This is a genomic window from Spirillospora sp. NPDC052242 (assembly GCF_040679555.1).
GTDB lineage: Bacteria > Actinomycetota > Actinomycetes > Streptosporangiales > Streptosporangiaceae > Spirillospora.
This window is the reverse complement of the sequence record NZ_JBFAUZ010000022.1, coordinates 17,558-42,533: the sequence shown is the minus strand read 5'-3', so window position 1 is coordinate 42,533 and position 24,976 is coordinate 17,558. Positions and strand designations below refer to the sequence as shown.

Here is a 24,976-nt window from a genome sequence, read left to right as displayed (position 1 = left end):
GGCCACCGGGACGATCTCGCGTTCAGGACAGTCGCGGCAGCAGCAGGCGCGCCACGTCCAGCGCCCGGCCGCTCGGCTCGCCGCCCTGCGCCTCCCACACTTCCGACAGCACGCACGACGCGAAACCCCACGCCACGGCCCGCTCCTGCGGCATCCCGAGCCCGTCCGCGAGCCGCTCGATCCGCGCGGGCACGAGGTCGGCCAGCCGCTCGTCCCGCTCCCAGGGATCGGGGTTGTACAGCACGGGGCCGATCTCGTAGCCGCGATCGCCGACGAGGCCGTGCGGGTCGATCGCCAGCCACGGCTCCCGGCCGCCCCGCAGGACGTTGTCGTGGTGCAGGTCCCCGTGCAGGACGAACCGTTCGTCCGAGTCCGCGCACAGCTCGCCGAACAGCCGCCCGGCCCGCTCCACCAGGTGCCGCGGCAGCGGATCGTCCCCGGGGTGGCGGCGCAGATGCTCGGCGAACGCGGCGCCCTCGTCCGCGACCGCCGGGAGCGCGCAGCCCGGCGGCGCGGGCCGGTGCAGCCGCCGCATGACCTCGACGAGCGCGGCCGTCGCGTCGCCGTCGCGCGCCGGCACCAGGTCCCGCAGCATCGTCCCCGGCTCGGCCCGCTCCAGCAGCAGCGCCCCGCGCTCCGCGTCGTACGCGAGCAGGCGCACCGCGCCGCGCCCGCCGAACGCCTCGAGCGCGGCGGCCTCGTGCGCCAGGTGCCCCGGTTCGGCCGGCCCGAGCTTCAGCACCGCCGCCGTCCCGTCCTCCCGCCGGACGGCCGCGACCCAGTGGTAGCTCAGGACGAACGTGTCCCCGACGTCCAGGCCCCAGTCGCGCGCGACCTCCTTCACCAGCCGGGGCAGCCGGTCCAGCCACCGCCGCCCGACATCGCCCCACGTGTTCACGGCGTTCCGTGCGAGTTCGTCCACGATCGTCAAGCCTGCCATCACCGGGCCGGGTCGCGCGCGGCCGCTCAGGATCGCAGGAACTCGCGGACGTTCAGCAGGTGGTCGTAGGCGACGTGGGGTTCCTGCCAGGCGAACGTGACCGTGCAGTCGGTGTCGTCGAGGCGCTTGAGGGAGACGGTCAGGTTCTTCGCCTCGTCGGGGAGGTCGTCGCTGCGCACGGTGTCCGCGTCGAGGTGGAAGGGGTGCCGGCGGAGCACGACCCGCGTCACCGTGCGGCCTTCCACGGCGGCCGTGAACTCGACGGCGGCGCCGGTGCAGGCCCGCGGCAGGTCGACGATGCTGGACAGCTCGCCGAGCGGGAGCCGTTCGTCGCCGGACGCCACCGTGAACTCCGTCGTCCGGGTCGCCCCGGGCGGCAGCGTCCAGTTCTGGAACCGCACCATCACGTGCGTCCCCTGGACGTCCGGGGCCGTGCTCTCGGCGGTCTCGGTGGGCCGGTCGCCGGACCGGTAGTGCAGCGACGCGGACGCGAACGACCCGGTCAGCAGGACGGTGACCAGCAGGACCCCGGCCACCTGCAGCCCGACCCTCGCGGAGGGGATCGACCGGTGCGGGAGGCGCCGGCCCCCGGCGCGCTCCGGTTCGCGGGGGACGCGCTCCTCCTCGGCGACGTCGCGGCTCAGGCGGTCGCGCAGCAGCGCGTGCCGGAACTGGTAGACCGCCCCGACCTGGCGCAGCGCGCCGCGCTCGTGCGCGTCCCGCAGGAAGCCGACCAGCCGGAACGGCAGCCGTCCGATCAGCGCGAACCACGTCCGGGACAGCACGAACGTGCCCCACGCGGTGCTCGCCAGCGCGCCGGCGGCGAACATCGCCGCGAGCCCCAGCGCGTACCCGGTCGTCTTGCCCGCGCTCGCGTCCAGGCCCGCGCCGAACCACGTCCCGATGAGCAGCCCGGCGGCGACCGCGACCAGCAGCGCCCATCCCGCCGAGCCGCCGCGCAGCCGCCGCAGCAGCGCCACCGGGTCCGTCAGGTCCCGCCCGCCGGCGAGCGGCGCCGCGGCTCCCGGGATCAGCGACCCGGCGGCGACCAGCGCGAACAGCGCGGCGGCGCCGAGGCCCCGGCCCGTGCCGAACATCGAGCCGAACACCAGGCCGCCGGCCAGCGCGAACGGCAGCGTCAGCAGCAGCGCCGACGGGAGCGTCCAGATCTCCCCCCAGGAGAGGTCCGTCGTGCCGTGCCGCCGCATCCGCCGGGCGAGGAAGCCCAGCCACCGCCGCGCCCGGTCGGCCCGGTACGCGGGCCGCTGCGCCGGCGCGTAGACGGCGGGGACGAACCGGTCGATCAGGTGCCCCTCGATCGCCTCCCGGGACGGGAACCGCTCGGCGTCCAGCAGCTCTGCCGGGTCGGTGGCGGGGGACCGGTAGGCCGTGCGGAGCAGCTCCACCATGAGCGGCGTGGAGAGCGCCCTCCCGACCGGCCCGTCCGGGTCGTCCGCCAGCCGCGCGAGCAGCGCGTCCCAGCGGGCGTCCCCGCCGATGGCGGCGGCCCGCAGGTAGGCGGCGGCGTCTTCGGCCTGGACGTCGCCGATCTCCACGACCGGCGCCCGGCTCAGCGGGCTGCCGCTCTTGCGGACGGTCCTCTCGTACTCGTCACCCCGGCAGGTGAGGACGAGCGGCCGCTCGTCGTCCGCCCATCCGTCGACGCGTTCCACGAGCGTGGCCCGCAGGTGCGGGGCGAGCTCGTCGAGGCCGTCCAGGACGGGCATGACCTTCCGCGCTCGGAGCAGGTCCGCCGCGGTCTCGGTGTCGAGGAACGGATGGTCCTCCGCGAGGCGTCCCGCCATCCAGTCGTGCAGCGGCGGCCCCGGCGTCCACGACGACAGGGGCAGCAGCACGGGGACCGGTTCGCCGGGGTCGTCCGGGTTCACCAGGTCGAGCATCAGCCGGATCGCCAGCACGGTCTTGCCCGCGCCCGGCGCGCCCAGCACGACCAGGTGCCGCACCGGCAGTTCCCGGAACCGCTCGGCCAGTTCGGACACGTCGCCGCGCAGGTCGTCCCGCGCGGCTCCGGCGGACTGCACGGGACGGCCCGTGCTCGCCCACGCCAGCCGCAGCCGTTCGGGCGCGCGCGGGGTGAGGATCTTGGCCTCGGCCGTCCACCGGTGCCGCACCGCCTCCGCGAGCCGCCGCACCGCCGCGTCCGTCCGGGCCTCCGGCGGCACGCCCACGACGAAGTCGCCGCCGACGAAGCCGACCGCCACCGCGTCACCCTGGACGGTCGAGCCCTCCAGGGACAGCCGCGCCTCGGGTTTCGCCCTGCGGGAGGCGCCCCGGCGCCGCCGGCGGCGGCCGCGGTCCGGACGGTCGCTCATTCGGGACGCGTCTCCAGATCGCCGTCGACGGACCCGGCCCGGAAGACGTCGCCGTCGACCCGGGACCCGCGCACCGAGATCCCGTCCTCCGATGCCGCGCCGTCCGCGGGCTCCGGGACGTCCCGCGGCGCGCGGCCCCGCGACGCCCGCGAACCGCCCAGCCGGACGCTCCCGCCGACCCGGCCCACGTCGGCGACCGACCCGCCGACGGTCGATCCGTGCACCCTGACACCGCCCGAGGGCGTCCCGCCCGTCCCGTCACCGCCGGACGTCCCGCCGCGGCGCAGCATCCCGACCACGGTGAGCCCCAGACCGGCGATCGCGGCCACCGCCGCGACCACGCTGCCCAGCTTGTCCGCGTCGTCCAGGCCCAGCGCGAAAAAGAGCCCGCCGATCCCCAGCACGAGTATGCCCGTCGCCACGAGAACGGCCCGCGATCCGACCACTCGGCGCATAGCAGACCCCAATCTTCAGGATCATCAAGATACAACGCCGACCGGCCGGGAACGGCTCGATCCGTAATGGCCGAAAACCACGCGTCAAGGCGCCGAAAAGGGGCGCTTCGCGGGCGGCGGTCACCGCGACGACGTGCGAGGGGCGCGCCCATCAGCGCGGACGGGGACCCCGCTCCGCCGATCACCGCAAAACGCTGAAGGCCAATGTGAACGCGCCGCCGCAATTATCCCTCCATGGGTGCGGCAGAATGGGGACGTGCCGAGGACGGTGGACAAGCAGGCCCGCCGCCGCGTCGTCGCGGACGCGCTGTTCCGCATCGCCGCGCGGGAAGGGCTGGACGGCGTCAGCATGCGGACGGTCGCGACCGAGGCGGGGTTCTCGCTCGGGGCGGTGCAGCGCTACTTCCAGACCAAGGACGAGATGCTGCGGTTCGCGTTCGAGCGGGCGGCGGACGCCGCGCGGGCGCGGCTCGCCGCGATCCGCGCCGCGCCCGGCGGCCGGGCGTTCCCCGAGGAACTGCGCCGGGCGATGCTCGGGTACCTGCCGGCCGACGAGAGCCGACTCGCCGAGGCCCGGATCTGGGCGGCGTTCCACGCCGAGGCCGCGGTCCGGCCCGCGTTCGCCGACGCCCTCAACGAACTCGACGCCGAGGCCCGCGCGAACCTGCGCACCGCGATCGCGCTGGCCCAGCGGGCGGGCGAACTCCCCGCCGACCGGCCTCCGGAGGAGCTGGCCGAGCTGATCCTCGTCCTGCTCGACGGCCTGTGGTGGAGCGCGGTCCGCCGCCCGCCCGGCACCCCGCTGACCGCGCAGCGCGGCGTGATCGACACGGCGATCGCGATGCTCACCGCGCCCTGACGGCGACGCGCCCCTTCCAGACGCCGCCGCGCCCCGTGCGGTGCCGGCGCGCCGAGTCGACGGTCATGGCCGCGTACGCCAGCGCCACGAGCGGGAGGACCGGGGCGCGCAGCGGCGAGAGCCCGTGGTGGCGCAGCATCGGCGCGTACGTGCCCGCCATGACCGTCCACGCGGCGGCCCCGAGGACGGCCGCCGCCGGGTCACCCGCGAGGATCCCGGCCGCCGCGGCGGCGGGCGGCACCGCGAACAGCAGCAGCAGGCCCAGCACCGTGCCCGCCAGCAGCGCGGGGGAGTAGCGGAGCTGGTCGTAGGCGCTGCGCGCGACCATGTCCCACAGGTCGCCCGGGCGCGGGTAGGGCCGCAGGCTGACGACGTCCCGGTCCAGGTCGAGGCGGCACCGGCCGCCGGCCCGCTTCACCAGCCGCCCCAGCGCGACGTCGTCGATCAGCGCGCCGCGGATCGCGGCGAGCCCGCCCGCCCGCTCCAGCACGGCCCGGCGCACCAGCATGCAGCCGCCCGCGGCGGCGGCCGTCCGCGCCCCGGTCCGGGCGACGCGGCGGAACGGGTACAGCAGCGCGAAGAAGTACACGAACGCCGGGACGAGCGCCCGCTCCCACGGGGTGCGGGTGCCGAGCGTCGCCATCCGCGACACCAGGTCGCGCCCGTCCCCGGCGGCGGCGTCCCGCGCGAGCCGCTCCACGGTGCCGGGCGCGTAGGCGATGTCGGCGTCGGTGAACAGGACGAACTCCGGTTCGCCCGCTGCGCGGAGGCCCTCCCGCATCGCCCACACCTTGCCCGCCCAGCCGTCCGGGCGCTCGGCCGCCCGGACCACGTCCAGCCGCACCGCCGCCCCCGCGGCGAGCCGCCGCGCGGTGCCGGCCGTCCCGTCGGTGCTCCCGTCGTCGACCAGCACCACCCGGAACCGGCCGGGGTAGCGCTGCGCGAGCAGGGTCGGCAGCGTCTCCGGCAGGACCGCCGCCTCGTCCCGCGCGGGCACCACCGCCACGACGTCCGGCCACGCGCCCGGTTCGGCCCCTTCCGGCGCCGTCGGGCCCGTCCGCCAGAACCCGCCGTGACCTGCGGCGAGATACGCCCACCCCGCGAGCGCTGCGACCGCGAGAACGTCCAGGATCTCCACGGCCGCAGCGTCGCACGCCGGACCGCCCCGTCCAAGCACCCGGCCGCCGAAGCCGGGCGGGCCGCCGGATCGGTGCGGCTTTCGCCCGTTTCCCCCCACCCGGCGCACCGCGCAACGCGCCCGGCGGCGTGCGCGTCGACGGGATCCGTGTCAGGTAGCGGAGGTGGGGAGGGTGTGGCCGGTGGTGGCGTCGACGTGGGCGGGGACGGTGTCGTGGCGGTCGCCGACGCTGAGGGTGCCGGACGGCTCGAACAGCAGGATCGAGGCCCCGCCGGGCGCGGACGGGCGGTGCTCGACGCCGCGCGGGACGACGAAGACCGCGCCCTTCGGCAGGACGACCGTCCGTTCGGCGCCCTCCTCGCGGAGGGCGATCGCGAGTTCGCCGTCGAGCACGAGGAAGAACTCGTCGGTGTCGTCGTGCGCGTGCCAGACGTGGTCGCCGCCGACCTTGGCGATGCGGACGTCGTAGTCGTTCACGCGCGTGACGATGCGGGGGCTCCACAGGTCGTGAAAGGTGCGGAGCGCGGCGTTCAGGTCGATGGGTCGGTCGTTCATGCGATCACCCTGCCGCCGGGCCGGACGCTCGTGTGAGTGCTAGAAATGGCGTATGCCGCAAGGATCCTCGCATCGCGTGGCGATGATCGTCGACGCCGGGTCGAACCCGTTCGAGCTGGGCGTGGTCACCGAGCTGTTCGGCCTGCGCCGTCCCGAGCTGGGGCGGCCGTGGTACGACTTCACGCTCTGCGCTCCGGGCGGCCGGGCCGTGATGCACGAGGCGTTCTTCACGATGTCCGGCGTCCCGGACCTGGACGCCGCCGACCGCGCGGACACCGTGATCGTCCCGAACCGGCCCGATCCGGAGGCCGATCCGGCGCCCGCCGTGCTCGCCGCCGTCCGGCGGGCGGAGGCCCGGGGCGCGCGCCTCGTCGGCCTGTGCACCGGCGCGTTCGTCCTGGCCGCCGCGGGCGTCCTGGACGGCCGCCGCGCCACCGCCCACTGGCGCTGGGCCGACGCGTTCCGCGCCCGGTTCCCGGACGTGCGCCTCGAGCCGGACGTCCTGTTCGTCGACGACGGCGACGTGCTGACGTCCGCGGGCAGCGCCGCCGCCCTCGACCTGTGCCTGCACGTGGTGCGCCGCGACCACGGCGCGGAGATCGCCAACGCGGTGAGCCGCCGGCTGGTGTTCGCCGGCCACCGCGACGGCGGCCAGCGCCAGTTCGTCGAGCGCGCGCTCCCGGACGTCCCGGACGCGTCGCTCGCGCCCGTCCTGGCCTGGGCGCGCGAGCGCCTCGACCGCCCGCTCACCGTCGCGGGCCTGGCGGCGCGGGCGGCGGTCAGCCCGGCCACCCTGCACCGCCGCTTCCGGGCCGAGCTCGGCACCACCCCGCTCGCGTGGCTCACCGGGGAGCGCGTCGCGCTAGCCTGCCGCCTCATCGAGCGCGGCGAACCGGGCCTGGACGCGGTCGCGCGTGCGAGCGGCCTCGGCACGTCCGCGAACCTGCGCGCCCAGATGCGCCGCCACACCGGCCTCACCCCGTCCGCGTACCGCGACAGGTACGCCCGCGCCGAACCGGGCGCGCCCGCGCCGCGGTCCCCGGGTCAGCCCGTGCGCTCCTCGAAGTAGGACGCGAAGCCGTCGTGCAGGCGGTTCAGGCCGAACTCGAAGAGCTGCTCGTAGGACCAGTCGAAGGTGTTCTCATCTAGGGCGGCCATGGTCGGGAAGCGGCCGCTGAGCATCGCCTTCTCCAGGGTCGGCGCCTGCGCGGCCCAGAAGTCCTCGGCGCTGAGGCCGGTCCGCTCCACGGCGCGGCGCTCGTTGAGGTAGCTGCGCGCCACGCCCATCACGTAGTCGCTCTGCACGCCGACGATCATCATCAGGGACCGGTCGTCGACGCCCAGCCGCCGGAGCAGGCCGAGGATGCGGTCGAGGCCCTGCAGCGAGTTGGGCCCGAGCATCGCACGGCTCTGGTCGACGAACGGGTACCAGGGGTGGTCCATGCACAGCCGCCACTGGCGGTCGGCCTCGGCCGCGAGGACCTCGCGCCAGCCGCGCTCGCCGTCGCCGTGGTCGGGCTCGTAGTCGGCGATGACGCGGTCGAGCATGAGGTCCAGGAGCTCGCCCTTGCCCGGGACGTAGCGGTAGAGCGACATCGTGCCGACGCCGAGGCGGGTCGCGATGGCGCGCATGGTGAGGGCCTCGACGCCCTCGGTGCCGGCGAGCTCGTCGGCGGTCGCGACGGCGGCGGCGACGATCGCGTCGAGGGTGAGCGCGGGCGGACGTCCGCGGGGCGGCCGGGCGCGGTCGTCCCACAGCAGCTTCAGGCTGCGTTCGGGGTCGCGGTGGTCGCCGTTGGCGGTCGTCATCGTTCGTCCTGCTCTTCCCGTGTGCGGTGTGCCGGAGACCGACGCTACCGTCCCGGGCCGCGCGGAATCCCGTTGCGCCCCCGAACACTTCGAGTATGCTGTACGCGAATTAGCGTATGTGATACGCGAAGTAGGCGGGAGAAGGCATGCCGCAGAACGCGATCCTCTGCGAGGGGGTCCGCAAGCACTACGGAGACAAACGCGCGCTCGACGGCTTCGACCTCGCCGTGCCGACGGGCACGGTCTACGGCCTGCTGGGGCCGAACGGGGCGGGCAAGACCACCGCCGTGCGCATCCTGACCACGCTCGTCCGCCCGACCGGCGGACGGGCCGAGGTCGCCGGGGTCGACGTCGCCGCGCACCCCCGGCGGGTCCGGCGCCGGATCGGGCTGGCGGGGCAGCACGCCGCGCTGGACGAGGTCCTGACGGGACGGCAGAACCTGCGGATGTTCGGCCGCCTGTTCCACCTGGGGCGCGCCCGCGCGGCGGCGCGGGCGGACGAGCTGCTGGAGCGGTTCGACCTGGTCGAGGCCGCCGACAAGGGGATCAAGGAGTACAGCGGCGGGATGCGCCGCCGCCTCGACCTCGCCGCCGCGATGATCCTCGCGCCGGACGTCCTGTTCCTCGACGAGCCGACCACCGGGCTCGACCCCCGCGGCCGCAACGAGGTCTGGCACGCGGTCCGGTCGCTGGTCGAGCAGGGCACGACCGTCCTGCTCACGACCCAGTACCTGGACGAGGCGGACCGGCTCGCCGGGCGCATCGCCGTCCTCGACCGGGGCCGGGTCATCGCCGACGACACCCCGGACGCGCTGAAGCGGCTCGTCGGCGCGGACCGCATCGAGGTGGTGGTGCGCGACCCGGCGGATCTGTCCGCGGCGGCGGCCGTCATCGCCCGCGTCACCGCCGCCGAGCCGGGCGTCGAGCCGGCGACGGCGCGGGTGCACGCGCCGGTGACCGACGGGGTGGCCGCGCTGACCGAGGTCGCCCGCACCCTGCAGGACGACGGCGTCGCGGTGGCCGACATCGGGCTGCGGCGGCCCACGCTGGACGAGGTGTTCCTGCGGCTCACGGGGCATCCGGCCGACGAGGAGAGCGGCACCGGGAGCACGGCGAAGGAAGGGGCGCAGGCGTGAGCGTGCAGGACAGGACGGCCGACGAGACCCTCGGCGACCGGCTCTACTGGGCCTTCGCGGACTGCTGGACGATCGTCCTGCGGGGCCTCACCCACTACGTCCGGCAGCCGAGCAACATCGCCTGGCAGCTCGGCTTCCCGATCGTGTCGGTGCTGCTGTTCGGGTACGTGTTCGGCAGCGCGATGTCGGTCCCCGGCGGCGGCGACTACCGCGAGTTCCTCATGCCGGGCATGTTCGGGATGACGATGGCGATGGGGTTCATGAACACCGCGTACGCCGTCGTGTACGAGAACACCCGCGGCGTCACCGACCGGTTCCGGTCGATGCCGATGGCGCCGTCGGCGGTCGTCACCGGGCGCGGCGTCGGCGACCTGATCGGCGCGAGCCTCGACCTGCTCGTGCTGTTCCTGACGGCGCTGGTGATCGGGTGGCGCGCCGACGGCGGGCCGCTGCCGGCCCTCGCCGCCTTCGGCCTGTTCCTGCTGCTGCGCTTCGGGCTGATCTGGATCGGCATCCTGCTGGGCCTGCTGATCCCGAACGAGGAGGCCGCCGGGAGCCTGTTCGCGGTGGCGTTCCCGTTCGCGATGATCTCGAGCGCGTTCGTCGCGCCGTCCCTGATGCCGGACTGGCTGGGCGCGATCGCGATGTGGAACCCGGTCTCGTCGACGGTGACGGCGTCCCGCGAGCTGTTCGGCAACCCGGCGGCGGTCGGCGACACCTGGATCGAGCAGAACGCCCTGCTGATGGCGATCGTCTGGCCGATCGTCATCACGGCGGTCTTCCTGCCCCTGGCCGTCCGCCGCTACCAGAACCTCAGCCGGTAGGAGGCCGGTGCGCGGGGCGGGGACCTCACCCGCCCCGCGTGCCGAAGCCCCTGCCCGCCGGGCGGGAGAAGTGCCGGGCCGCGCCCGTGGCGGCGGTGCGGACGGCCGGCCCGAGCCGGTCGATGTTCGCGCGGGAGCTGTGGACGACGACGGAGATCGCGGCGAGCGCGTGCCGCCGGTCGGCCGACAGGACGGGCGCGGCGACGGAGACGGTCCCGAGCGAGTACTCCTGCACCGCGACGGCGAACCCGCGCTCCCGCGTCCGGGCGAGCGCGCGGCGCAGCAGTTCCGGCGAGGTGAGGGTGTGCGGGGTGTAGCGCGTCAGCCCCGCCCGGACGATCTCCGCGGTGAGCTCCGGCCGGGCGAAGGCGAGCAGCGCCTTCCCCATGCCGGTCGCGTGCAGCGGGAGCCGGTCCCCGGCGCGCGCCGGGGCGCCGACGGCCCGCACGCCGGTGATCTTGTCGAGGTAGATGGCGTGGTGGCCGTCCCGCACGGCGAGGTGCACGTTCTCGTGGGTGACCTCGTAGAGGTCCTCAAGGAAGGGGCGGGCGGCCTCGATGAGGCCGCGGCGGCCGGGCGCGCGCATGCCGATCTCGAACAGCCGCAGCCCGATCCGGTAGCGCTGGTCGTCGCCGCGTTCCAGCCCGCCCCACGCGACGAGTTCGGCGGCGAGCCGGTGCGCGGTCGACGGGGCCAGGCCGGTGCGCCGGCACAGCTCGGCGAGGGACAGCCCGGTGTCGTCGGGCCCGAACGCGTCCAGGACCGCCAGCACGCGGCTGGTCACCGTCCGTCCCGGCTCCCGGATCTGCCCGGGCATGTCCACCTTCCGTCGGTTCGCGAGGTCGAGCCCCAGGTTAGCCCGGCTGAACTGCGGGTTCGCCCGCCGGCACCGTCAGGAGGTCCTCCCCGACGAGCAGCCGCCCGGTGTACCCGCCCCGCCGCACCTCGGACGCGAACGCGGCGGCGTCCTCGTCCGTGCGGGGCGCCGGTTCCAGGTGGGTGAGGACCAGCGTCCCGACCCCCGCGCGCTCGGCCATGGCGCCCAGCTCGACGGTGTCGGCGTGGTAGTCGGCGATGAACCGCTTGCCCCGCTCCCGGACGACCGCGCCGCGGCACGCCTCGTGGACGAGCACGTCCGCGCCCCGCGCCAGCGTCTCGACCTCGGCGCACACCCGCGTGTCGCCGCTGACGACGACCGCGCCGGACGGGGTGTCGAACCGGTAGGCGACCGCGGGCTCCACCGGTTCGTGCCGGACCGACACCGCGGAGACCTCCGCGTCCGCCGACCGCCACACGACGGCCGGCGCGGCGGGCGGGTCGAAGGCGCGGACGTCCGGTCCCTGCGGCATCGGGCGCCCGGTGTGCCGCCGCCGGATCTCGATGTCGTCGGCCCAGGCGTCGAGGAGGCGGCGGGCGAACCGGGCGGTGGGGCCCTGGGGGGCCAGCACCGGGAGCGGGTCGAAGGCGCCCTGCACCCAGCGCGTCAGCACGAGGTCGGCGACGCCGACCAGATGGTCGGAGTGGTGGTGGGTGAGCGCGAGCAGCCCGATGTCCGGGCACCCCAGCCCGAGTTCGGCGAGCCGCAGGACGGTGCCGCGGCCCGCGTCCACCTGGGCGGCCCAGTCCCCCCGCCGCACCAGCGTTCCCGGCCCGGCGCGGCCGGGGACCGGCAGCGGGGTCCCCGTTCCGGTCAGCGTCACGGTGGTGTCCGTCACGTGCGTCCCTCCTCGGTGTCGTGTGGAGAAGACACTGGTGGAGCCGCCGTCCCGGGGACCATCCGCGTCTTCCGTTGAACGGAACGCGAGGCTGGGGTGCACGGCGGGCCGGGTGTGACGCTGTACCGCACGCCGTGGTCCACCTCACACGGCGGGCCCGGGTACCGGGGCCGGCGATGCGTCCGGCGACCGGCCGGGCGACCAGCACCCAGCAGAAACGGGCACGACGATGACCTCACTCCGGCGGACCGCCCCCGGTCCGGACCCCGCGCCGCGCGCCGGGCGGGCCGACAGCCTGAACACGCCGGCGATGCGCCGCATCCTCGCGTCCAGCTTCATCGGCAGCCTGATCGAGTACTACGACTTCCTGCTGTACGCGACGGCCGCCGCCATCGTGTTCCAGGACGTCTTCTTCGCCGGGGCGGGCGCGGGCGTCGCGGCGTTCGCGTCCTTCGGGACGCTGGCCGCCGGGTACGCGGCCCGCCCGGTGGGCGGCGCGATCTTCGGTCACTTCGGCGACCGGCTCGGGCGCAAGAACGTCCTGGTCGTGTCCATGGTGACCATGGGCGTCGCGACCTGCCTGATCGGCCTCCTGCCCACCACGGCGCAGATCGGGGTCGCCGCCCCGGTGCTGCTGGTCGTGCTGCGCATCGTGCAGGGCCTCGCCGTGGGCGGGGAGTGGGGCGGCGCGATGCTCGTCGGCCTGGAGCACGCGCCCGGCGGCCGGCGCGGGTTCGCGGCGAGCTTCGCGAACATGGGCGCCCCGGCGGGCGCGACACTGGCCACGCTGGTGGTGAGCGCCTGCACCTTGCTCCCCGAGGACGACTTCATGTCGTGGGGCTGGCGGATACCGTTCCTGCTCAGCGTCGCGCTGGTCAGCGTCGGCCTGGTGGTGCGGCTCAAGGTCGCCGAGACGCCGCTGTTCCAGGAACTCCAGGACACCGCGGAGAAGCGGAGGCTCCCGCTGGTCGAGGTGCTGACGCGGCACCCGAAGAACCTGGCCCTGGGCATCCTGGCCGGGACCAGCGTCTACACCCTCGCCGGGATCGTGACCGTGTGGGCGGTGTCGCACGCCGTCGACGCCGGGGCGGACAAGACGGGCGTGCTGAACGCCAAGGCCGCCGCCGCGGCCGTCATGATCCCGGTCGTGATCGTCAGCGCCCGGCTCAGCGACCGCGTCGGCCGCCGCCCGGTGATGCTGGCCGGCATGATCGCGGCGGCCCTGGCGGCCTACCCGATCCTGTGGCTGGCCGACACCGGCACGGTCTGGGGCTTCGCGGGCGCGGTCGTCCTGGGGCAGGCGCTGCAGGGCGTGATCTTCGGCCCGTTCGGCGCCTTCACCGCCGAGCTGTTCCCGACCCGCATGCGGTACACGGGCGCCTCGCTGACCTACCAGACCGCCTCCACGCTCGGCGCCGGCTTCACGCCCGCCATCGCGGCGGCGCTGGTCGTCGGCGGCGGGCTGCCGCTCCTCGGGGGCATCTGGATCCTCGCGTTCGCCGCCGCCGGGGCCGCGCTGCTGCTCACCCGCGAAGGCCGCACCCGCGACCTGACCGCGATCGGGTGACGCACCGGGGGAGGGCCGGTGCCCCGGCGGGTTCAGCGGACGAGTTCGTCCGCCAGGAGGTCCATGAGGAGGCAGTCGTGCCAGGTGCCGTCGGGGCCCCGCTCGTACTGGCGCATGACGCCGACCGGCCGGAAGCCGACCTTCTCGTAGCAGCGGACGGCCGGGGCGTTGTCGGCCGCCGGGTCGATGACGAGGCGGTGGAAGCCGTGGTCGTCGACGAGGTGCCGGGCCATCGTGCGGACGGTGTCGGTGCCGAGGCCGCCGCCGTGCACGGCGGGGTCGAGGAACAGGTCGATGCCCGCGTGCCGGTACTCCGGGTCGTCCTCGGCGTACCACTGCACCATGCCGACGATCCGGTCCTCCAGGCGGACGGTGTACAGCGTGACGTCCGGGTCCTGCAGGTCGGCCGCGACGTCGGCCTCCAGGTCGGCGCCGCCGCCCCACCGCGCGCGCACCTCGGGCCGGGCGCGGATGGCGGCCAGTGCCGGGACGTCCTCGGGGACGGTCGGGCGCAGCACGACGGACGCGCCCCGCAACTCGATCATGAACCGTAACGATACGTGAACGGCGCGGGCGTACGCACGCGGGCACCGGTTGCTTCCCGCGGGGTACGGGCGGTTGCGCCGGGCGGGGGACGACCGGGGCGGTGCCGGCTCCGGACGATGGCGGCACCCTTCGGAAGGAGTCGACCATGCGACCCGCACCGCTCGTCCTCGCCGCTCTCCTGGTCCCCGCGCTGGCCCTGTCCGGGACGGCCGCGGCCGCCGTGGCGGGGCCCGGCCCGCAGCGGCTGTCCGGGCCGAGCCCGTTCGCCGGCTGCGCCGCGGGCGCGATCGACGGGAAGATGGCCGCCGGGGCCGTCGAGCCCGCCCTGGCGGCCGACCCGGCGGACCCCCGCCGCCTCGCCGCCGTGTGGCCCCAGGATCACCACCGCGGCGCGGTCGTCGCCGTCTCCCGCGACGGCGGCCGCCACTGGACGCGGTCCGTCTTGCCCGGCCTCACCCGCTGCTCCGGCGGGCGCTTCGACTACGTGGACGACCCCGCGGTGACGTTCACCCGCGACGGCGGGCTCGTCGTGACGGGCGGCGTCTTCACCGACGACTACGCGGAGTCCGCGGCGCTGTCCGTCCGCTCCGACGACGGGGGCCGGACGTGGACGCGCCCGGCGTTCGTCGCGCACGAGGACGACCCCGCCCAGGGCGGCGTGTACGGCAGCGGGGCCGTCCCCGACCCCCGCGACCCGAACGTCCTGTACGTGGCCGGCGCCCGCTTCCCGGCGGAGGCGCGGACGAACAACGACGGCTGGATCGCCCGCAGCACCGACGGCGGACGGACGTGGGGGGCGCCCCGCGTGACCGTGGCGTCCGCCGAGGGGACGATGGTGACCGGGCACCGGCTGGTCGCGCTCGACGACGGCACGCTGCTGGACTTCCACACGCACGTCCGGTTCGGCGGCGGCCCGGGGCTGACGGAGTACAGCGTGCAGGTCGTGCGGTCCGCGGACGGCGGCGAGACGTGGTCGGCGCCGCGGAAGGTGGGCGACATGGAGACGACGGTCCTCATCAAGGACCCGGTGTCGGGCGAGGACGTCTCGCACACGACGAGCATCCTGGCGGACGTCGCCGTCGACCGGCGCACCGGGCGGCTGTACGCCGTCTGGCAGGACGCGCGGTTCACCGGCGGCGCCGCGGACGGCGTCGCGCTGGTGTCGTCCGGCGACGGCGGCCGCACCTGGTCGGAGCCCGTCCAGGCGAACCGGACGCCCGCGACCGTGCCGGTGCCGAACCGGCAGGCGTTCACGGTCTCCGTCGAGGTCGGCCGCGGGGGGACGGTCGCCGTCTCCTACTCCGACTTCCGCCACGACGACGCCGCGGCGCCGCTGCGCACCGACCGCTGGCTGGCGACGTGCCGTCCCGCCCGGACGGGCTCGTGCGCGGACGCGGGGGCGCCGTGGCGGGAGACGCGGCTGACCCGGGAGTCCTTCGACATGCGCGAGGCCCCGCGCATCCCCGACGAGGCGAGCCCGCGCGGGTACTTCCTCGGCGAGCAGATGGGCCTGGTCGCGGCGGGCGGCGCGTTCGTGAGCGCGTGGGCCGAGCCGGACGCGCCGGGACGCGCGGCCGCGTTCGTCCGGACGACGCGGTAGACGGGAGCGCCCGGCGGGCCGCCGCCCGGCCGCCGGGCGCCTCAGGCCGCCTCCGCGTGGGCCCTGGCCGACGCGGAGGCGCGGCCGACGATCGCCGGCGCCTCGCCGACCAGGGAGTCGTCCCGCAGGGCCTCGACCATGAACAGCGCGAAGTCCGTCCGGCGGGTGCGGTTGCTCTTCAGCACCGGGTCGCCGACGTGCCTGCTCCACACCGGCAGCCCCTCGCTCGGCCCCTCCTCCAGGTCGCTGCCCCGGACGACCGTCCAGCGGGTGTCGCTGTCGAAGATCCGGCGGCAGGCCGCGACCTGGTCGCGGACGTCGACGAGGCGCGCCAGCCGGCCGAGCACGGTGAACAGCGCGACGACCGCGCGCGTCCGCAGCGGGTACCGGTCGAGCCCGTCGCGGGAGATGTGCCAGCCGCACGAGAAGACCAGCCGCGCCCCGGGCCGGGCGTGGTCGAGGACGGCCTGCGCGGTGCCGGTGGAGTACCCGCGGACGCCCCACGGCACGAGGACGGTGAGCACCCCGTCGCATCCCTCGACGGCTTCGCGGATCACCTCCCGGTCGTCGGTGCGGCCGGGGCGGATCGTGATGCGGTCGGCGACGTCGGCCAGCTTGCCGACGCTCTGCTCCCGGCACACGCCGACCACCTCGTACCCGCGGTCGAGGCAGTGCCGCACCATGTAGCGGCCGAGCTTGCCGGACGCGCCGACGACGCAGATGCGGGCCGGCCGGTCCATCGCTTCGTCCATGTTCGCCTTCTCCTTACGGTCGTAAGTCGACCATACGATGGAGACTTACACCTGTAAATAAGGATCGGGACGAGCGGAGGTGCCCGACTGTGGCCACCGGATCCGGGCGGCGCGGCGATCGGCCCGCGCTCACCCGCGAGAAGATCGTCGACGCGGCGGTGCGGGTCGCCGACGCCGGCGGCGCGACGGCCGTGAGCATGCGCAACGTCGGGAAGGAACTCGGCGTGGAGGCGATGTCGCTCTACCACCACATCGCGGGCAAGGAGGCGCTGCTCGACGCCCTGGTCGACCGGATCTTCGCGGACATCGCGCTGCCCGACCCGGACCGGCCCTGGCGGGAGGCCATGCGCGACCGGGCGGCGTCGGCGCGCGACGTCCTCGCGCGCCATCCCTGGGCCCTCGGGCTGCTCGACTCGCGGACGACGCCGGGCCCGGCGCTGCTGCGCCACCACGACACGGTGCTCGGCTGCCTGCGCGGCGCCGGGTTCTCGATCGCGCTGACGGCGCACGCGATCTCCGTCATCGACGCGTACGTGTACGGCTTCGTCCTGACCGAGACGAGCCTGCCGTTCCCGGCGGAAAACGAGGTCGAGGACGTCGCGGGGGGACTCCTCGACGCGATGCCCGACGGCGGGTACCCGCACCTCGCCGAGCTGATCACCGAGCACGCGCTCGTCCCGGGATACTCCTACGCCGAGGAGTTCGGGTACGGGCTGGAACTCGTGCTGGACGGCCTCGAGGAGCGGCTCGCGCGCTCTCGATGACCACCGGGCGGCCATCAGATGACCACCGGGTCATGACGGCCCGTCGAGAATAATCCAATTCTACTGTAAGACCGAACGACATTCTATGCAAAATTCGCTAAAGTCATAAGCGTCTAGTTACCGGGGGCGCCGTGGCCCCGCGCCCGGCGCGTCGGTAAGAGGGCCCCGGATCGGAGGAGGCGCCAGTGCAGACGCGAGCGGCAATCCTGAGGGAACCCCGCACCGACTGGAGTGTGGAGACCATCGAGCTCGATGATCCGAAGGCGGGAGAGGTCAAGGTCAAGCTCACGGCGGCGGGGCTGTGCCACTCCGACGAGCACCTGCGCACCGGGGACATGGTCCTCGACCCCGAGATCGCCGACCTGATGGGCTGGAACCAGTTCCCGTGCGTCGGCGGGCACGAGGGCGCCGGCGAGGTCGTCGAGGTCGGCCCGGGCGTCACGTCCCTGCAGGAGGGCGACCACGTCGTCCTGTCGTTCATCCCGTCCTGCGGGCGGTGCCCGTCGTGCGCGATGGGACGCCAGCACCTGTGCGACTACGGTTCCGTCCTGCTCGGCGGACGGCAGATCAGCGACAACACGTCGCGGCACCACTCCACCAAGGGCGAGGACCTCGGGACCATGTGCCTGACCGGCACGTTCGCCCCGTACACCGTGGTGAACGAGGCGTCCTGCGTCAAGATCGACCCGTGGATCCCGCTCGACAAGGCGGCGCTCCTCGGCTGCGGCGTCACCACCGGATGGGGTTCGGCCGTCAACGCGGCGAACGTCCAGGCGGGGGAGACCGTCGTGGTGATCGGCCTGGGCGGCATCGGGATGAACGCCGTGCAGGGCGCGGCGATGGCGGGCGCCCGGCACGTCATCGCGGTCGACCCGGTCGCCTGGAAGGCCGAGGCCGCCGTGTCGACGTTCGGCGCGACGCACGCGGCGTCGTCGATGGAGGAGGCCGCGGCCAAGCTCGCGGAGATGACCTGGGGCGCGAACGCCGACAAGGTCATCCTCACGACGGGCGTCGCCACCGGCGAGCTGATCCAGCCGATGATGGGGATGGTCTCCAAGGGCGGCCGCGGCGTCGTGACGGCGGTCGCGCCGATCGTCCAGGAGGACGTCAAGCTCAACCTGTTCGACCTGGCGATGCAGCGCAAGGAGCTGGTCGGCTGCATCTTCGGCAACTCCAACCCGCGCCGCGACATCACGCGCCTGCTGCGCCTGTACGAGGACGGGAAGCTGAAGCTCGACGAGCTGATGACGAACACCTACACGCTCGACGAGATCAACCAGGGCTACCAGGACATGCTCGACGGCAAGAACCTCCGCGGCGTGATCATGTACTGATCCGGCCGCCCGCCGGACGGGCGTCCCGCCGATCCCCCGGCCGCCGGTCCCCGGCGGCCGGGGGATCGGCCGTTCCGGCGCCGCCCGCGCCCGCCCGCGTTCCCGTCACCCGTTGTTGATCTTCGCGTCGGCCGTCCGTCCGGCGGCGATCGTCTTCGCGCACCAGGCTGACGCGGTTGACCTCACGAAGGGAACGAGCATGCGTTTGTGGAGAAGTGCGCGGGGACGGCGCAGATCCGCGCTGACCGCCGGGGCGCTGGCCGGCGCGGTGTCGCTGACGCTCCTCGGGGCACCGCCCCCCGCCCTGGCCGCCGAACTGCCGGCGTTCGAGGCGGTCGACCCGTTCATCGGCACCGAGATGGACACCACCCAGAACAAGAGCAACGACGCCTACGGGAACACCTACCCGGGCGCCTCGGTGCCGTTCGGGATGGTGCAGCCGAGCCCCACGACCTACAAGCCGGGGCCCGCGCTGGTGGGGGAGAAGGGCGGCTACGAGTACACCGCCGACCTCATCCGCGGCTTCGGGATGACGCGGTACTCGGGTTCGGGCTGCACCGGACGCTACGGCGGGTACGAGTTCCCGACGATCCCCTACGCGGGCGAACTCGTCGACGGCGTGCTGCCGTCCAACCCGTCCGACGACATCAAGAAGTACTACCTGAAGTTCGACCACGCGAACGAGAAGGCCGAGCCCGGCTACTACCGCGTCGGCCTGGACAACGGGGTGACCGCCGAGCTGACCGCGAGCGCCCGGACGGGCGTGAGCACGTTCGACTTCCCGGCGAGCGGCGACGCGACGCTCATCCTGGACGTGTCGGGGCCGAACAACCGCACGTACGGCAGCGAGGTCACGATCGACCCGGAGACCCGCACCGTCAGCGGGTGGATGCACGGCGCCGACATCTGCGACAACGGCAACCACTACCGGGCGTACTTCTCCACCACCTATGACCAGCCGTTCGCGTCGTACGGGGTGTGGAAGGACGGCGAGATGACCGCCGGGCGGTCGCACGTCCGCAAGGCGGGCGACGCCACGAACGTCGACTACCGGCACGACAACGGCGCCTGGATCACCTTTGCCGACGGTGCGAAGGTGACGGCGAAGACGGGGCTCAGCTTCGTCAGCGTGGAGAACGCCGCCGCGAACCGGGACGCCGAGGTCGGGCGGTCGGGCTTCGGCAAGGTCCGCAACGAGGCGGCGCGCCTCTGGAAGGACGCGCTGGGCACGATCGACGTGCGGGGCGGCTCCGACGAGGCGCGCACGAAGTTCTACACGGCGCTCTACCACTCGTTCCTGCACCCGAACGTCCGGGACGACGTCAACGGCGAGTACCTCGGGTACGACGGCAAGGTGCACACGGTCGGGAAGGGCCGGCACTTCTACATGAACTTCGCCGGGTCCGGGTGGGACATGTACCGGAGCCAGGCGCAGCTCATCGCGATGACGTTCCCGAAGGTGGCGAGCGACATCAACCGGTCGATCGTCCTGCTGACCGAGCAGACGGGCGGCTGGGCGCCCGGCGCGGCCCGGATGCAGGGCGACAACCTCCAGGTGATCGTGGCGACCCTCGACGACATGGGCGCCACCGACTACGACCGCGAGGCCGCGCTGCGGTCGATGGTCGGGACGCAGGTCCTCCCGGCGACGCGGACCACCCGGACGGACGGCTACCAGTACTTCGCCACCGGGATGATCGAGAACCGCAAGGGCGACTTCGCGACCTCGCGCGTGTTGGAGTACGCCGTGGACGACTTCGCGATCGCGCGGCTCGCCGAACGCCTCGGCGACGCCGAGTCCCACGCGTTCTTCATGGGCCGGGCCCAGAACTGGATGAACGTCTTCGACCCCGAGACCCGGCACATCCGCCCGCGGGAGCGCACCGGCTTCGACCGGGGCTTCGACCTGCGCGTCCGTGACGACGCCGCCGGGCGCGGGCAGTTCAACCAGTCGACCGGGTACCAGTACGGCTGGCACGTCCCGCACAACCTCGCGACGCTGATCGAGAAGCGCGGCGGGATCGAGGCGTCGACGAAGGCGCTCGACGTCCTCATGGAGGACCTCGACGCGGGCGCGTACACCAAGACCGGCAACTACCTGTCGAACCAGCCCGCGTTCGGCACGCCGTGGGTCTACAACTGGCTGCGGGCGCCGCACAAGACGACGGACGTCCTGTACCGCGCGGTCACCGAGATGTACGACACCACCCCGTCGGGCCTGCCGGGCAACGACGACCAGGGGTCCCTGAGCGCGTGGTACGTGTTCGCGAACCTCGGGGTCTACCCGGCGATCCACGGGACGGGCGACCTCGTCGCGACCGCGCCGATGTTCGAGCGGATCGTCATCGACCCGGCCGGCGGCGGCGAGCGCATCCGGATCAGGGCGCGCGGCGTCGAGGACGGGGCGCGCTACACCACCGGCCTGCGCGTGAACGGCCGCGCGCAGACCGCGTCGTGGGTCGGCGCGGAGGTCGTCCGGTCGGGCGGGAACCTCGTCTTCGAGATGTCCCGCACGCCCGGCGACTGGGGCACCGGCGCGGACGACGTGCCGCCCTCGTACACGGAGGGCGCCGACGCCCGCAACAACGCGGGCACCACGCCCGCGGGCCGCGGGAACCTCGGCTCGCTCGACCTGAGCGACTGGTCGCTGTCGCGCGAGGCCCTCGCCGCGGCGGGCGCCCGGCCGGGCGCCCGCCTCCCGCTCGGCGGCTCGGGCATCGCGTTCACCTGGCCGGACGCCGCACCGGGCGAGCCCGACAACTGGATCCCGCACGGCCAGCGGATCGACCTGCCGGACGAGCCGTCCACCGGCATCGCGTTCCTCGGCCTGGCGACGAACGGTCCCTCGGCGGGCACCGCGACGGTGCGGTACACCGACGGGTCGACGCAGCGGGTGGAGGTCGCGTTCCCCGACTGGGCGGCGTCCGCGTCCGGGGGCGCCACCGAGCTGGTCACCGTGCGGGGCCGCAACAACGCCGACGGCTCGGCGGGCGACGGCACGTTCCGCGTGTTCGCCTCCCGCACCGTGCCGCTCGACCCCGCCAAGGTCGTCGACGAGGTCGTCCTCCCCGAGGGCACCGACCGCGGCATCATGCACGTCTTCGACGTCGCGACGGCGCCGAAGACCGGCTGACGCACCGGCCGAACGAACCGGCCGGATGATCCGGCCGGAGAAACGCTCGCCCGTCCCGCCCGCTCAGGGCCGGGGCGGGCGACGCGCGGCGCGGCCGTCAGCGGACGGGCGCCAGGGCGGCGAACGCGCGGTCGACCAGCTCGCCGCGGTCGGCGTCGCCGTCGCGGCGGAGCCACTCGCGGCCCGCGGCGTCCAGCGCGGCGGCCGCGCACCCGGTGAGCAGGTCGGCGGTGAACGCGTCGAGCCCGGCGCCCGGCCGCTCGCGCAGCGCGGCAGCGATCCGCGCGCGCATCTCGTCCCGCCGCTGGTGCAGGCGCGCGCGCAGCGCGGGCGTCGACTCGATGAGCCGCAGCACCGCCGGATCCCGCTGCGCCGCGTGGATCCGCTCCTCCCACTCGCGCAGGACGATCCGCAGCGCCGTCCACGGCGGCTCGTCCGCCGGGCGCGACCGGACGGCCGCGGCGACCTCGTCGGCCAGGTCCTCGACGTCGCCGAACACGACGTCCTCCTTGGACGGGAAGTAGCGGAAGAAGCTGCGCTTGGACAGCCCCGCCGCCGCCGCGACGTCCTCGACCTTCGTCTCCTCGTAGCCGCGCTCGACGAACAGCCCGAGCGCCAGCTCCGCCAGCTCGGCCCGCACCGCGCGCCGCGTCCGTTCCCGCAGTCCCGAAACCCGCTCCCCGTTCACGCACCGAGGATACTTCATGGCATGCTGAGGCGAACATGTCACCCGGTGACAAGGAGATGAGATGAACGGCAAGACCGTCCTGGTGACGGGCAGCACCGGCGGGATCGGCAAGGAGACGGCGCGCGGGCTCGCCGCGCGGGGCGCGCGGGTGATCCTCGTCGGCCGCGACCGGGGCCGCGCGGACGCCGCCGCCCGCGAGCTCGGGCCCGGGGCCGCCGCGGTGACCGCGGACCTGTCCACGCTCGCCGGCCTGCGCGCCCTCGCCGCCGAGGTGCGCGCCCGGCACGACCGCCTCGACGTGCTCGTCAACAACCTCGGCGGCATGACCGCGGGGCGCACGCTCACCGCGGACGGCGTCGAGACGACGTTCGCGGCGAACGTCCTCGCGCCCTACACGCTGACCTGCCTGCTGCTGCCGCTGCTGCGCGCCGCCCCCGCCGCGCGCGTCGTCAACCTCACCGGCGGCATCCCCGGCGGCCCGCTCGACCCGGACAACCTGCAGGGCGAGAAGCGCTACCTGGGCTGGACGTTCTCCCAGTACAACCACGCGAAGACCGCCGTGATGGCGATGAGCCGCCGCTTCGCCGCCGTGGACGGCGTCAGCGTCAACGTCGCCTACCCCGGGCACGCCTACACGCCCGGCAACCGGGCCGCGACCGCCGCCGCGTTCCCGTACGCCTACCGGCCGGTCGTCCCGGTCCTGCGGCTGCTCGGGCCCCGGCTGCTGAACGACGTCGCCAAGGCCGCGCGGTCCAGCGTCCACCTGGCGTCCAGCCCGGAGATGGAGGGGGTGACCGGCGTCTACGTCGACGCGAAGGCGAAGCGCGTCCCGTGGCCCGCGAGCGTCCTGGACGAGCGCGCCTGCGACGCCGTCTGGGACCTGTGCGCCCGCCTCGGCGGCGTCGCCCCCTGAAGCCGGGCGCCCGGGGCGTCAGCGCGGTGCGGTCTGCCGGGGCGACGCGGTGAGCAGCGCGACCGCCGTGTCGACGATGCCGCGCTGCGCTGCGGGCGGGACCCCGGCGGGCCGCCGCACGGCGTTCCACCAGAGGCCGTCCAGCAGGACGAGGACCAGTTCGGCCAGCTCCTCGGGGGAGCGGTCGCGCGGGAAGTCGCCGGCCTCCTGCCCGCGGGCGAACGCCGCCCGGAGGTTCGCGCGCGCCTCGGCGTCGATCTCGTCGAGCGCCTCGGCGAAGGACGGACGGACGACGGCCTCGGCGTAGAACGCGGCCCAGATGCGGGCCTCGGCCAGGCCCCGCTCGTCCGCCGGGAGGAACGCCAGCAGCGCCCGGCGGAGCAGTTCGGGCACGGAGTCGCCGCCGGTGCCGCCCGGGACCCGGGCCATCCGGGCCCGCGCGGCCGCGACGGCCTGGTCGAACGCGAACCGGAGCATCTGCTCCTTGGTCGTGAAGTAGCGCTGCACCGCCCCGAGGGAGAAGCCCGCCTCGGCGGCGACCGTGCGCATGCTGACGCCGCCCAGCCCCTGCCGCGCGGCGATGCGGAACAGCGCGTCCGCGACGTCGCGGCGGCGCGCCTCCCTGTCCACCGATCTCGGCACCCGTCCATTGTGTCGCACCCGATGAGCATACATTCGTATCGATACAAATGTATTCTGCGTGTCATGACCACCCGCACCCCCCGCTCCGCCCGTGCCGCCCTCGCCGCCGGGACCGCCGCCGCGCTGACCGGACTCGCCGCGGCGGCGCTCGTCCTGCTCCCGCCCCCGTCCTGGACGGCCTGGCAGCTCGGCCTCCTGCTCGTGGAGTTCAGCCTGCTCGCCGCCGTGCCCGCCGCCGCGGGCCTCGCCCTGTCCCTGCTCGCCCGGCGGCGCGCCGCCGGGCGGTCCCGCGCCGCGGCGACGGCGGCGTCCGCCGCCAACGCGCTCGTCCTCGCCGGCGCGCTGCTCCCCGCCGCGAGCGCCTGGGCCGACGCGCGCTCCCACGGCGCGGACCTCGGGCTCGGCGACCACCTCGCGGGCCTGGCCACCACCGCCGACCGCGAACCCGAGACCGTCGTCTACGCGCGTCCCGGCGGGACGGCCCTCGAACTGGACGTGTGGCGGCCCAGGCCCGGCGGAGGTCCGCGGCCGGTCGTCGTCAACGTGCACGGCGGCGCCGAGGACCTCCCGCAGAGCCTCCTGCCGCGCTGGGACGCGTGGCTCGCCGACCGCGGCCACGTCGTCTTCGACGTCGACTACCGGGTGGCGCCGCCCGGCCGCTGGCAGATGCCCGCCGCCGACCTGCTGTGCGCGCTCGGCTGGATCGCCGAGCACGCGCCCGCGTACGGCGGGGACCCGGGCCGCATCGCGGTCATGGGCCAGTCCGCCGGCGGGCTCGCCGTCCTGCAGGCCGTCTACACCGCCCCCGGGCGGATCCCGCCGAGCTGCCCGGCGGAACCGGTGCCGGTCAGGACGGTCGTCGCGTGGTACTCGATCACCGACCTGGCGTCGGAGGCGGTCCCGTGGCGGCAGCGGCACTCGCCGATCGGCGCCGAGCTCGCCGCCGCGACCGAGACCATGATGGGCGGCTCGCCCGCCGAACGTCCCGCCGCGTACCGGGCCGCGTCGCCGATCCGGCACGTCCGTCCGGGGCTGCCCCCGACCCTGCTGATCCACGGCGGCCGGGACATGTTCGCCCCGCCGCGGGACTCCCGCGCCCTCGCCGCGCGCCTCACCGCGGCGGGCGTCCCGAACCGGCTCGTCGAGATCTCCCACGCCGGGCACATGTTCGACCTCAACTGGGGCGGCTTCGCGAGCCGGATCGCCCGGCACGCGATCGTCGGGCACTTCGCCGCGCACCTCCGGCCGCCCGCGTCCAGGCCGTAGGGTGAGA

At 74.8% G+C, this 24,976-nt stretch carries 23 protein-coding genes; 11 read left to right on the top strand and 12 right to left on the bottom strand.

What is annotated here, in order from left to right:
* Positions 1–22 precede the first annotated feature (22 nt).
* From AB0L25_RS19340 to AB0L25_RS19330, 3 genes are read right to left on the bottom strand one after another with little or no spacing between them, the layout of a single operon-like run.
* Positions 23–922, bottom strand: a complete 900-nt coding sequence (locus AB0L25_RS19340; protein ID WP_500173917.1) for an aminoglycoside phosphotransferase family protein — start codon at positions 920–922, stop codon at positions 23–25.
* 44 nt (positions 923–966) lie between these two features.
* The gene (locus tag AB0L25_RS19335; protein WP_500173915.1) at positions 967–3,273 is read right to left on the bottom strand and encodes an NACHT domain-containing protein; all 2,307 of its coding nucleotides are present in this window, start codon (positions 3,271–3,273) and stop codon (positions 967–969) included.
* Entirely contained in the window at positions 3,270–3,695 is a 426-nt protein-coding gene (locus AB0L25_RS19330; RefSeq protein ID WP_500173912.1) for a hypothetical protein, read from the bottom strand. The genes AB0L25_RS19335 and AB0L25_RS19330 overlap by 4 nt, the downstream gene beginning before the upstream one ends.
* Positions 3,696–3,984: 289 nt before the next feature.
* On the opposite strand from AB0L25_RS19330, the gene AB0L25_RS19325 reads away from it, so the two are divergent.
* The gene (locus tag AB0L25_RS19325) at positions 3,985–4,587 is read left to right on the top strand and encodes a TetR/AcrR family transcriptional regulator (RefSeq protein ID WP_500173911.1); all 603 of its coding nucleotides are present in this window, start codon (positions 3,985–3,987) and stop codon (positions 4,585–4,587) included.
* Here AB0L25_RS19325 and AB0L25_RS19320 read toward each other — a convergent pair.
* Together AB0L25_RS19320 and AB0L25_RS19315 are read right to left on the bottom strand one after the other, a co-directional pair.
* Positions 4,574–5,725 carry a glycosyltransferase gene (locus tag AB0L25_RS19320; RefSeq protein WP_500173909.1) on the bottom strand — a complete coding sequence of 384 codons (1,152 nt, stop codon included), beginning with the start codon at positions 5,723–5,725 and terminating at the stop codon, positions 4,574–4,576. The two genes, AB0L25_RS19325 and AB0L25_RS19320, sit on opposite strands and share 14 nt — an antisense overlap.
* A 150-nt stretch (positions 5,726–5,875) precedes the next feature.
* Complete coding sequence (locus AB0L25_RS19315; protein WP_500173907.1) at positions 5,876–6,280, bottom strand: cupin domain-containing protein; 405 nt, start codon at positions 6,278–6,280, stop codon at positions 5,876–5,878.
* Positions 6,281–6,356: 76 nt separating this feature from the next.
* On the opposite strand from AB0L25_RS19315, the gene AB0L25_RS19310 reads away from it, so the two are divergent.
* Complete coding sequence (locus AB0L25_RS19310) at positions 6,357–7,349, top strand: GlxA family transcriptional regulator (protein WP_500173904.1); 993 nt, start codon at positions 6,357–6,359, stop codon at positions 7,347–7,349.
* On the opposite strand, the gene AB0L25_RS19305 is transcribed toward AB0L25_RS19310, so the two are convergent.
* Positions 7,325–8,089, bottom strand: coding sequence for a TetR/AcrR family transcriptional regulator (locus tag AB0L25_RS19305; protein ID WP_500173902.1), 765 nt, complete (start codon positions 8,087–8,089; stop codon positions 7,325–7,327). The genes AB0L25_RS19310 and AB0L25_RS19305 overlap by 25 nt on opposite strands.
* A 146-nt stretch (positions 8,090–8,235) precedes the next feature.
* Between AB0L25_RS19305 and AB0L25_RS19300 the strand changes: the two genes are divergently transcribed.
* Positions 8,236–9,225, top strand: a complete 990-nt coding sequence (locus AB0L25_RS19300; protein WP_500173900.1) for an ATP-binding cassette domain-containing protein — start codon at positions 8,236–8,238, stop codon at positions 9,223–9,225.
* Positions 9,222–10,049: an ABC transporter permease gene (locus tag AB0L25_RS19295; protein ID WP_500173898.1), complete on the top strand. Its 828-nt coding sequence runs from the start codon at positions 9,222–9,224 to the stop codon at positions 10,047–10,049. Before AB0L25_RS19300 ends, AB0L25_RS19295 begins: the two co-directional genes overlap by 4 nt.
* Before the next feature lie 25 nt (positions 10,050–10,074).
* Here the strand turns inward: AB0L25_RS19295 and AB0L25_RS19290 are convergent, their stop codons facing one another.
* Both AB0L25_RS19290 and AB0L25_RS19285 read right to left on the bottom strand, forming a co-directional pair.
* Entirely contained in the window at positions 10,075–10,866 is a 792-nt protein-coding gene (locus AB0L25_RS19290; protein ID WP_500173896.1) for an IclR family transcriptional regulator, read from the bottom strand.
* A 37-nt stretch (positions 10,867–10,903) separates the two neighbouring features.
* Positions 10,904–11,764, bottom strand: coding sequence for an MBL fold metallo-hydrolase (locus AB0L25_RS19285; RefSeq protein WP_500173894.1), 861 nt, complete (start codon positions 11,762–11,764; stop codon positions 10,904–10,906).
* A gap of 229 nt (positions 11,765–11,993) precedes the next feature.
* Between AB0L25_RS19285 and AB0L25_RS19280 the strand changes: the two genes are divergently transcribed.
* Complete coding sequence (locus AB0L25_RS19280; protein WP_500173892.1) at positions 11,994–13,331, top strand: MFS transporter; 1,338 nt, start codon at positions 11,994–11,996, stop codon at positions 13,329–13,331.
* Between the two features lie 32 nt (positions 13,332–13,363).
* On the opposite strand, the gene AB0L25_RS19275 is transcribed toward AB0L25_RS19280, so the two are convergent.
* The gene (locus tag AB0L25_RS19275; protein WP_500174083.1) at positions 13,364–13,873 is read right to left on the bottom strand and encodes a GNAT family N-acetyltransferase; all 510 of its coding nucleotides are present in this window, start codon (positions 13,871–13,873) and stop codon (positions 13,364–13,366) included.
* 149 nt (positions 13,874–14,022) lie between these two features.
* Between AB0L25_RS19275 and AB0L25_RS19270 the strand changes: the two genes are divergently transcribed.
* On the top strand, positions 14,023–15,477 hold the full coding sequence (locus tag AB0L25_RS19270) for a sialidase family protein (RefSeq protein ID WP_500173890.1): 1,455 nt from the start codon (positions 14,023–14,025) through the stop codon (positions 15,475–15,477).
* Positions 15,478–15,518: 41 nt separating this feature from the next.
* On the opposite strand, the gene AB0L25_RS19265 is transcribed toward AB0L25_RS19270, so the two are convergent.
* Positions 15,519–16,229 (bottom strand): NAD(P)-dependent oxidoreductase, encoded by a 711-nt coding sequence (locus AB0L25_RS19265; protein WP_500173888.1) that lies wholly within the window; start codon positions 16,227–16,229, stop codon positions 15,519–15,521.
* An 89-nt stretch (positions 16,230–16,318) separates the two neighbouring features.
* On the opposite strand from AB0L25_RS19265, the gene AB0L25_RS19260 reads away from it, so the two are divergent.
* The 3 genes from AB0L25_RS19260 (at position 16,319) to AB0L25_RS19250 (ending at position 21,460) form a co-directional block, all read left to right on the top strand.
* A complete protein-coding gene (locus AB0L25_RS19260; protein WP_500173886.1) occupies positions 16,319–16,993 on the top strand; it encodes a TetR/AcrR family transcriptional regulator in 675 nt (224 codons plus the stop codon).
* A gap of 185 nt (positions 16,994–17,178) precedes the next feature.
* On the top strand, positions 17,179–18,327 hold the full coding sequence (locus AB0L25_RS19255; RefSeq protein WP_500173883.1) for an NDMA-dependent alcohol dehydrogenase: 1,149 nt from the start codon (positions 17,179–17,181) through the stop codon (positions 18,325–18,327).
* Between the two features lie 199 nt (positions 18,328–18,526).
* Positions 18,527–21,460, top strand: coding sequence for a GH92 family glycosyl hydrolase (locus AB0L25_RS19250; protein ID WP_500173881.1), 2,934 nt, complete (start codon positions 18,527–18,529; stop codon positions 21,458–21,460).
* A 97-nt stretch (positions 21,461–21,557) separates the two neighbouring features.
* On the opposite strand, the gene AB0L25_RS19245 is transcribed toward AB0L25_RS19250, so the two are convergent.
* Positions 21,558–22,148 (bottom strand): TetR family transcriptional regulator, encoded by a 591-nt coding sequence (locus AB0L25_RS19245; RefSeq protein WP_500173879.1) that lies wholly within the window; start codon positions 22,146–22,148, stop codon positions 21,558–21,560.
* A 61-nt stretch (positions 22,149–22,209) separates the two neighbouring features.
* Between AB0L25_RS19245 and AB0L25_RS19240 the strand changes: the two genes are divergently transcribed.
* Positions 22,210–23,061 (top strand): SDR family NAD(P)-dependent oxidoreductase, encoded by an 852-nt coding sequence (locus AB0L25_RS19240; protein ID WP_500173877.1) that lies wholly within the window; start codon positions 22,210–22,212, stop codon positions 23,059–23,061.
* A gap of 18 nt (positions 23,062–23,079) precedes the next feature.
* Here the strand turns inward: AB0L25_RS19240 and AB0L25_RS19235 are convergent, their stop codons facing one another.
* Positions 23,080–23,703, bottom strand: a complete 624-nt coding sequence (locus AB0L25_RS19235; RefSeq protein ID WP_500173875.1) for a TetR/AcrR family transcriptional regulator — start codon at positions 23,701–23,703, stop codon at positions 23,080–23,082.
* Positions 23,704–23,766: 63 nt separating this feature from the next.
* Between AB0L25_RS19235 and AB0L25_RS19230 the strand changes: the two genes are divergently transcribed.
* Positions 23,767–24,969 (top strand): alpha/beta hydrolase fold domain-containing protein, encoded by a 1,203-nt coding sequence (locus tag AB0L25_RS19230; protein WP_500173873.1) that lies wholly within the window; start codon positions 23,767–23,769, stop codon positions 24,967–24,969.
* Positions 24,970–24,976: the final 7 nt, after the last annotated feature.

Bases quoted from the DNA above. Each gene is read 5' to 3' on its own strand.
- AB0L25_RS19335 (WP_500173915.1), bottom strand. From the start codon at position 3,273: ATGAGCGACCGTCCGGACCGCGGCCGCCGCCGGCGGCGCCGGGGCGCC.
- AB0L25_RS19315 (WP_500173907.1), bottom strand. From the start codon at position 6,280: ATGAACGACCGACCCATCGACCTGAACGCCGCGCTCCGCACCTTTCAC.
- AB0L25_RS19305 (WP_500173902.1), bottom strand. From the start codon at position 8,089: ATGACGACCGCCAACGGCGACCACCGCGACCCCGAACGCAGCCTGAAG.
- AB0L25_RS19300 (WP_500173900.1), top strand. From the start codon at position 8,236: ATGCCGCAGAACGCGATCCTCTGCGAGGGGGTCCGCAAGCACTACGGA.
- AB0L25_RS19290 (WP_500173896.1), bottom strand. From the start codon at position 10,866: ATGCCCGGGCAGATCCGGGAGCCGGGACGGACGGTGACCAGCCGCGTG.
- AB0L25_RS19280 (WP_500173892.1), top strand. From the start codon at position 11,994: ATGACCTCACTCCGGCGGACCGCCCCCGGTCCGGACCCCGCGCCGCGC.
- AB0L25_RS19270 (WP_500173890.1), top strand. From the start codon at position 14,023: ATGCGACCCGCACCGCTCGTCCTCGCCGCTCTCCTGGTCCCCGCGCTG.
- AB0L25_RS19265 (WP_500173888.1), bottom strand. From the start codon at position 16,229: ATGGACGAAGCGATGGACCGGCCGGCCCGCATCTGCGTCGTCGGCGCG.
- AB0L25_RS19250 (WP_500173881.1), top strand. From the start codon at position 18,527: ATGCGTTTGTGGAGAAGTGCGCGGGGACGGCGCAGATCCGCGCTGACC.
- AB0L25_RS19240 (WP_500173877.1), top strand. From the start codon at position 22,210: ATGAACGGCAAGACCGTCCTGGTGACGGGCAGCACCGGCGGGATCGGC.
- AB0L25_RS19230 (WP_500173873.1), top strand. From the start codon at position 23,767: ATGACCACCCGCACCCCCCGCTCCGCCCGTGCCGCCCTCGCCGCCGGG.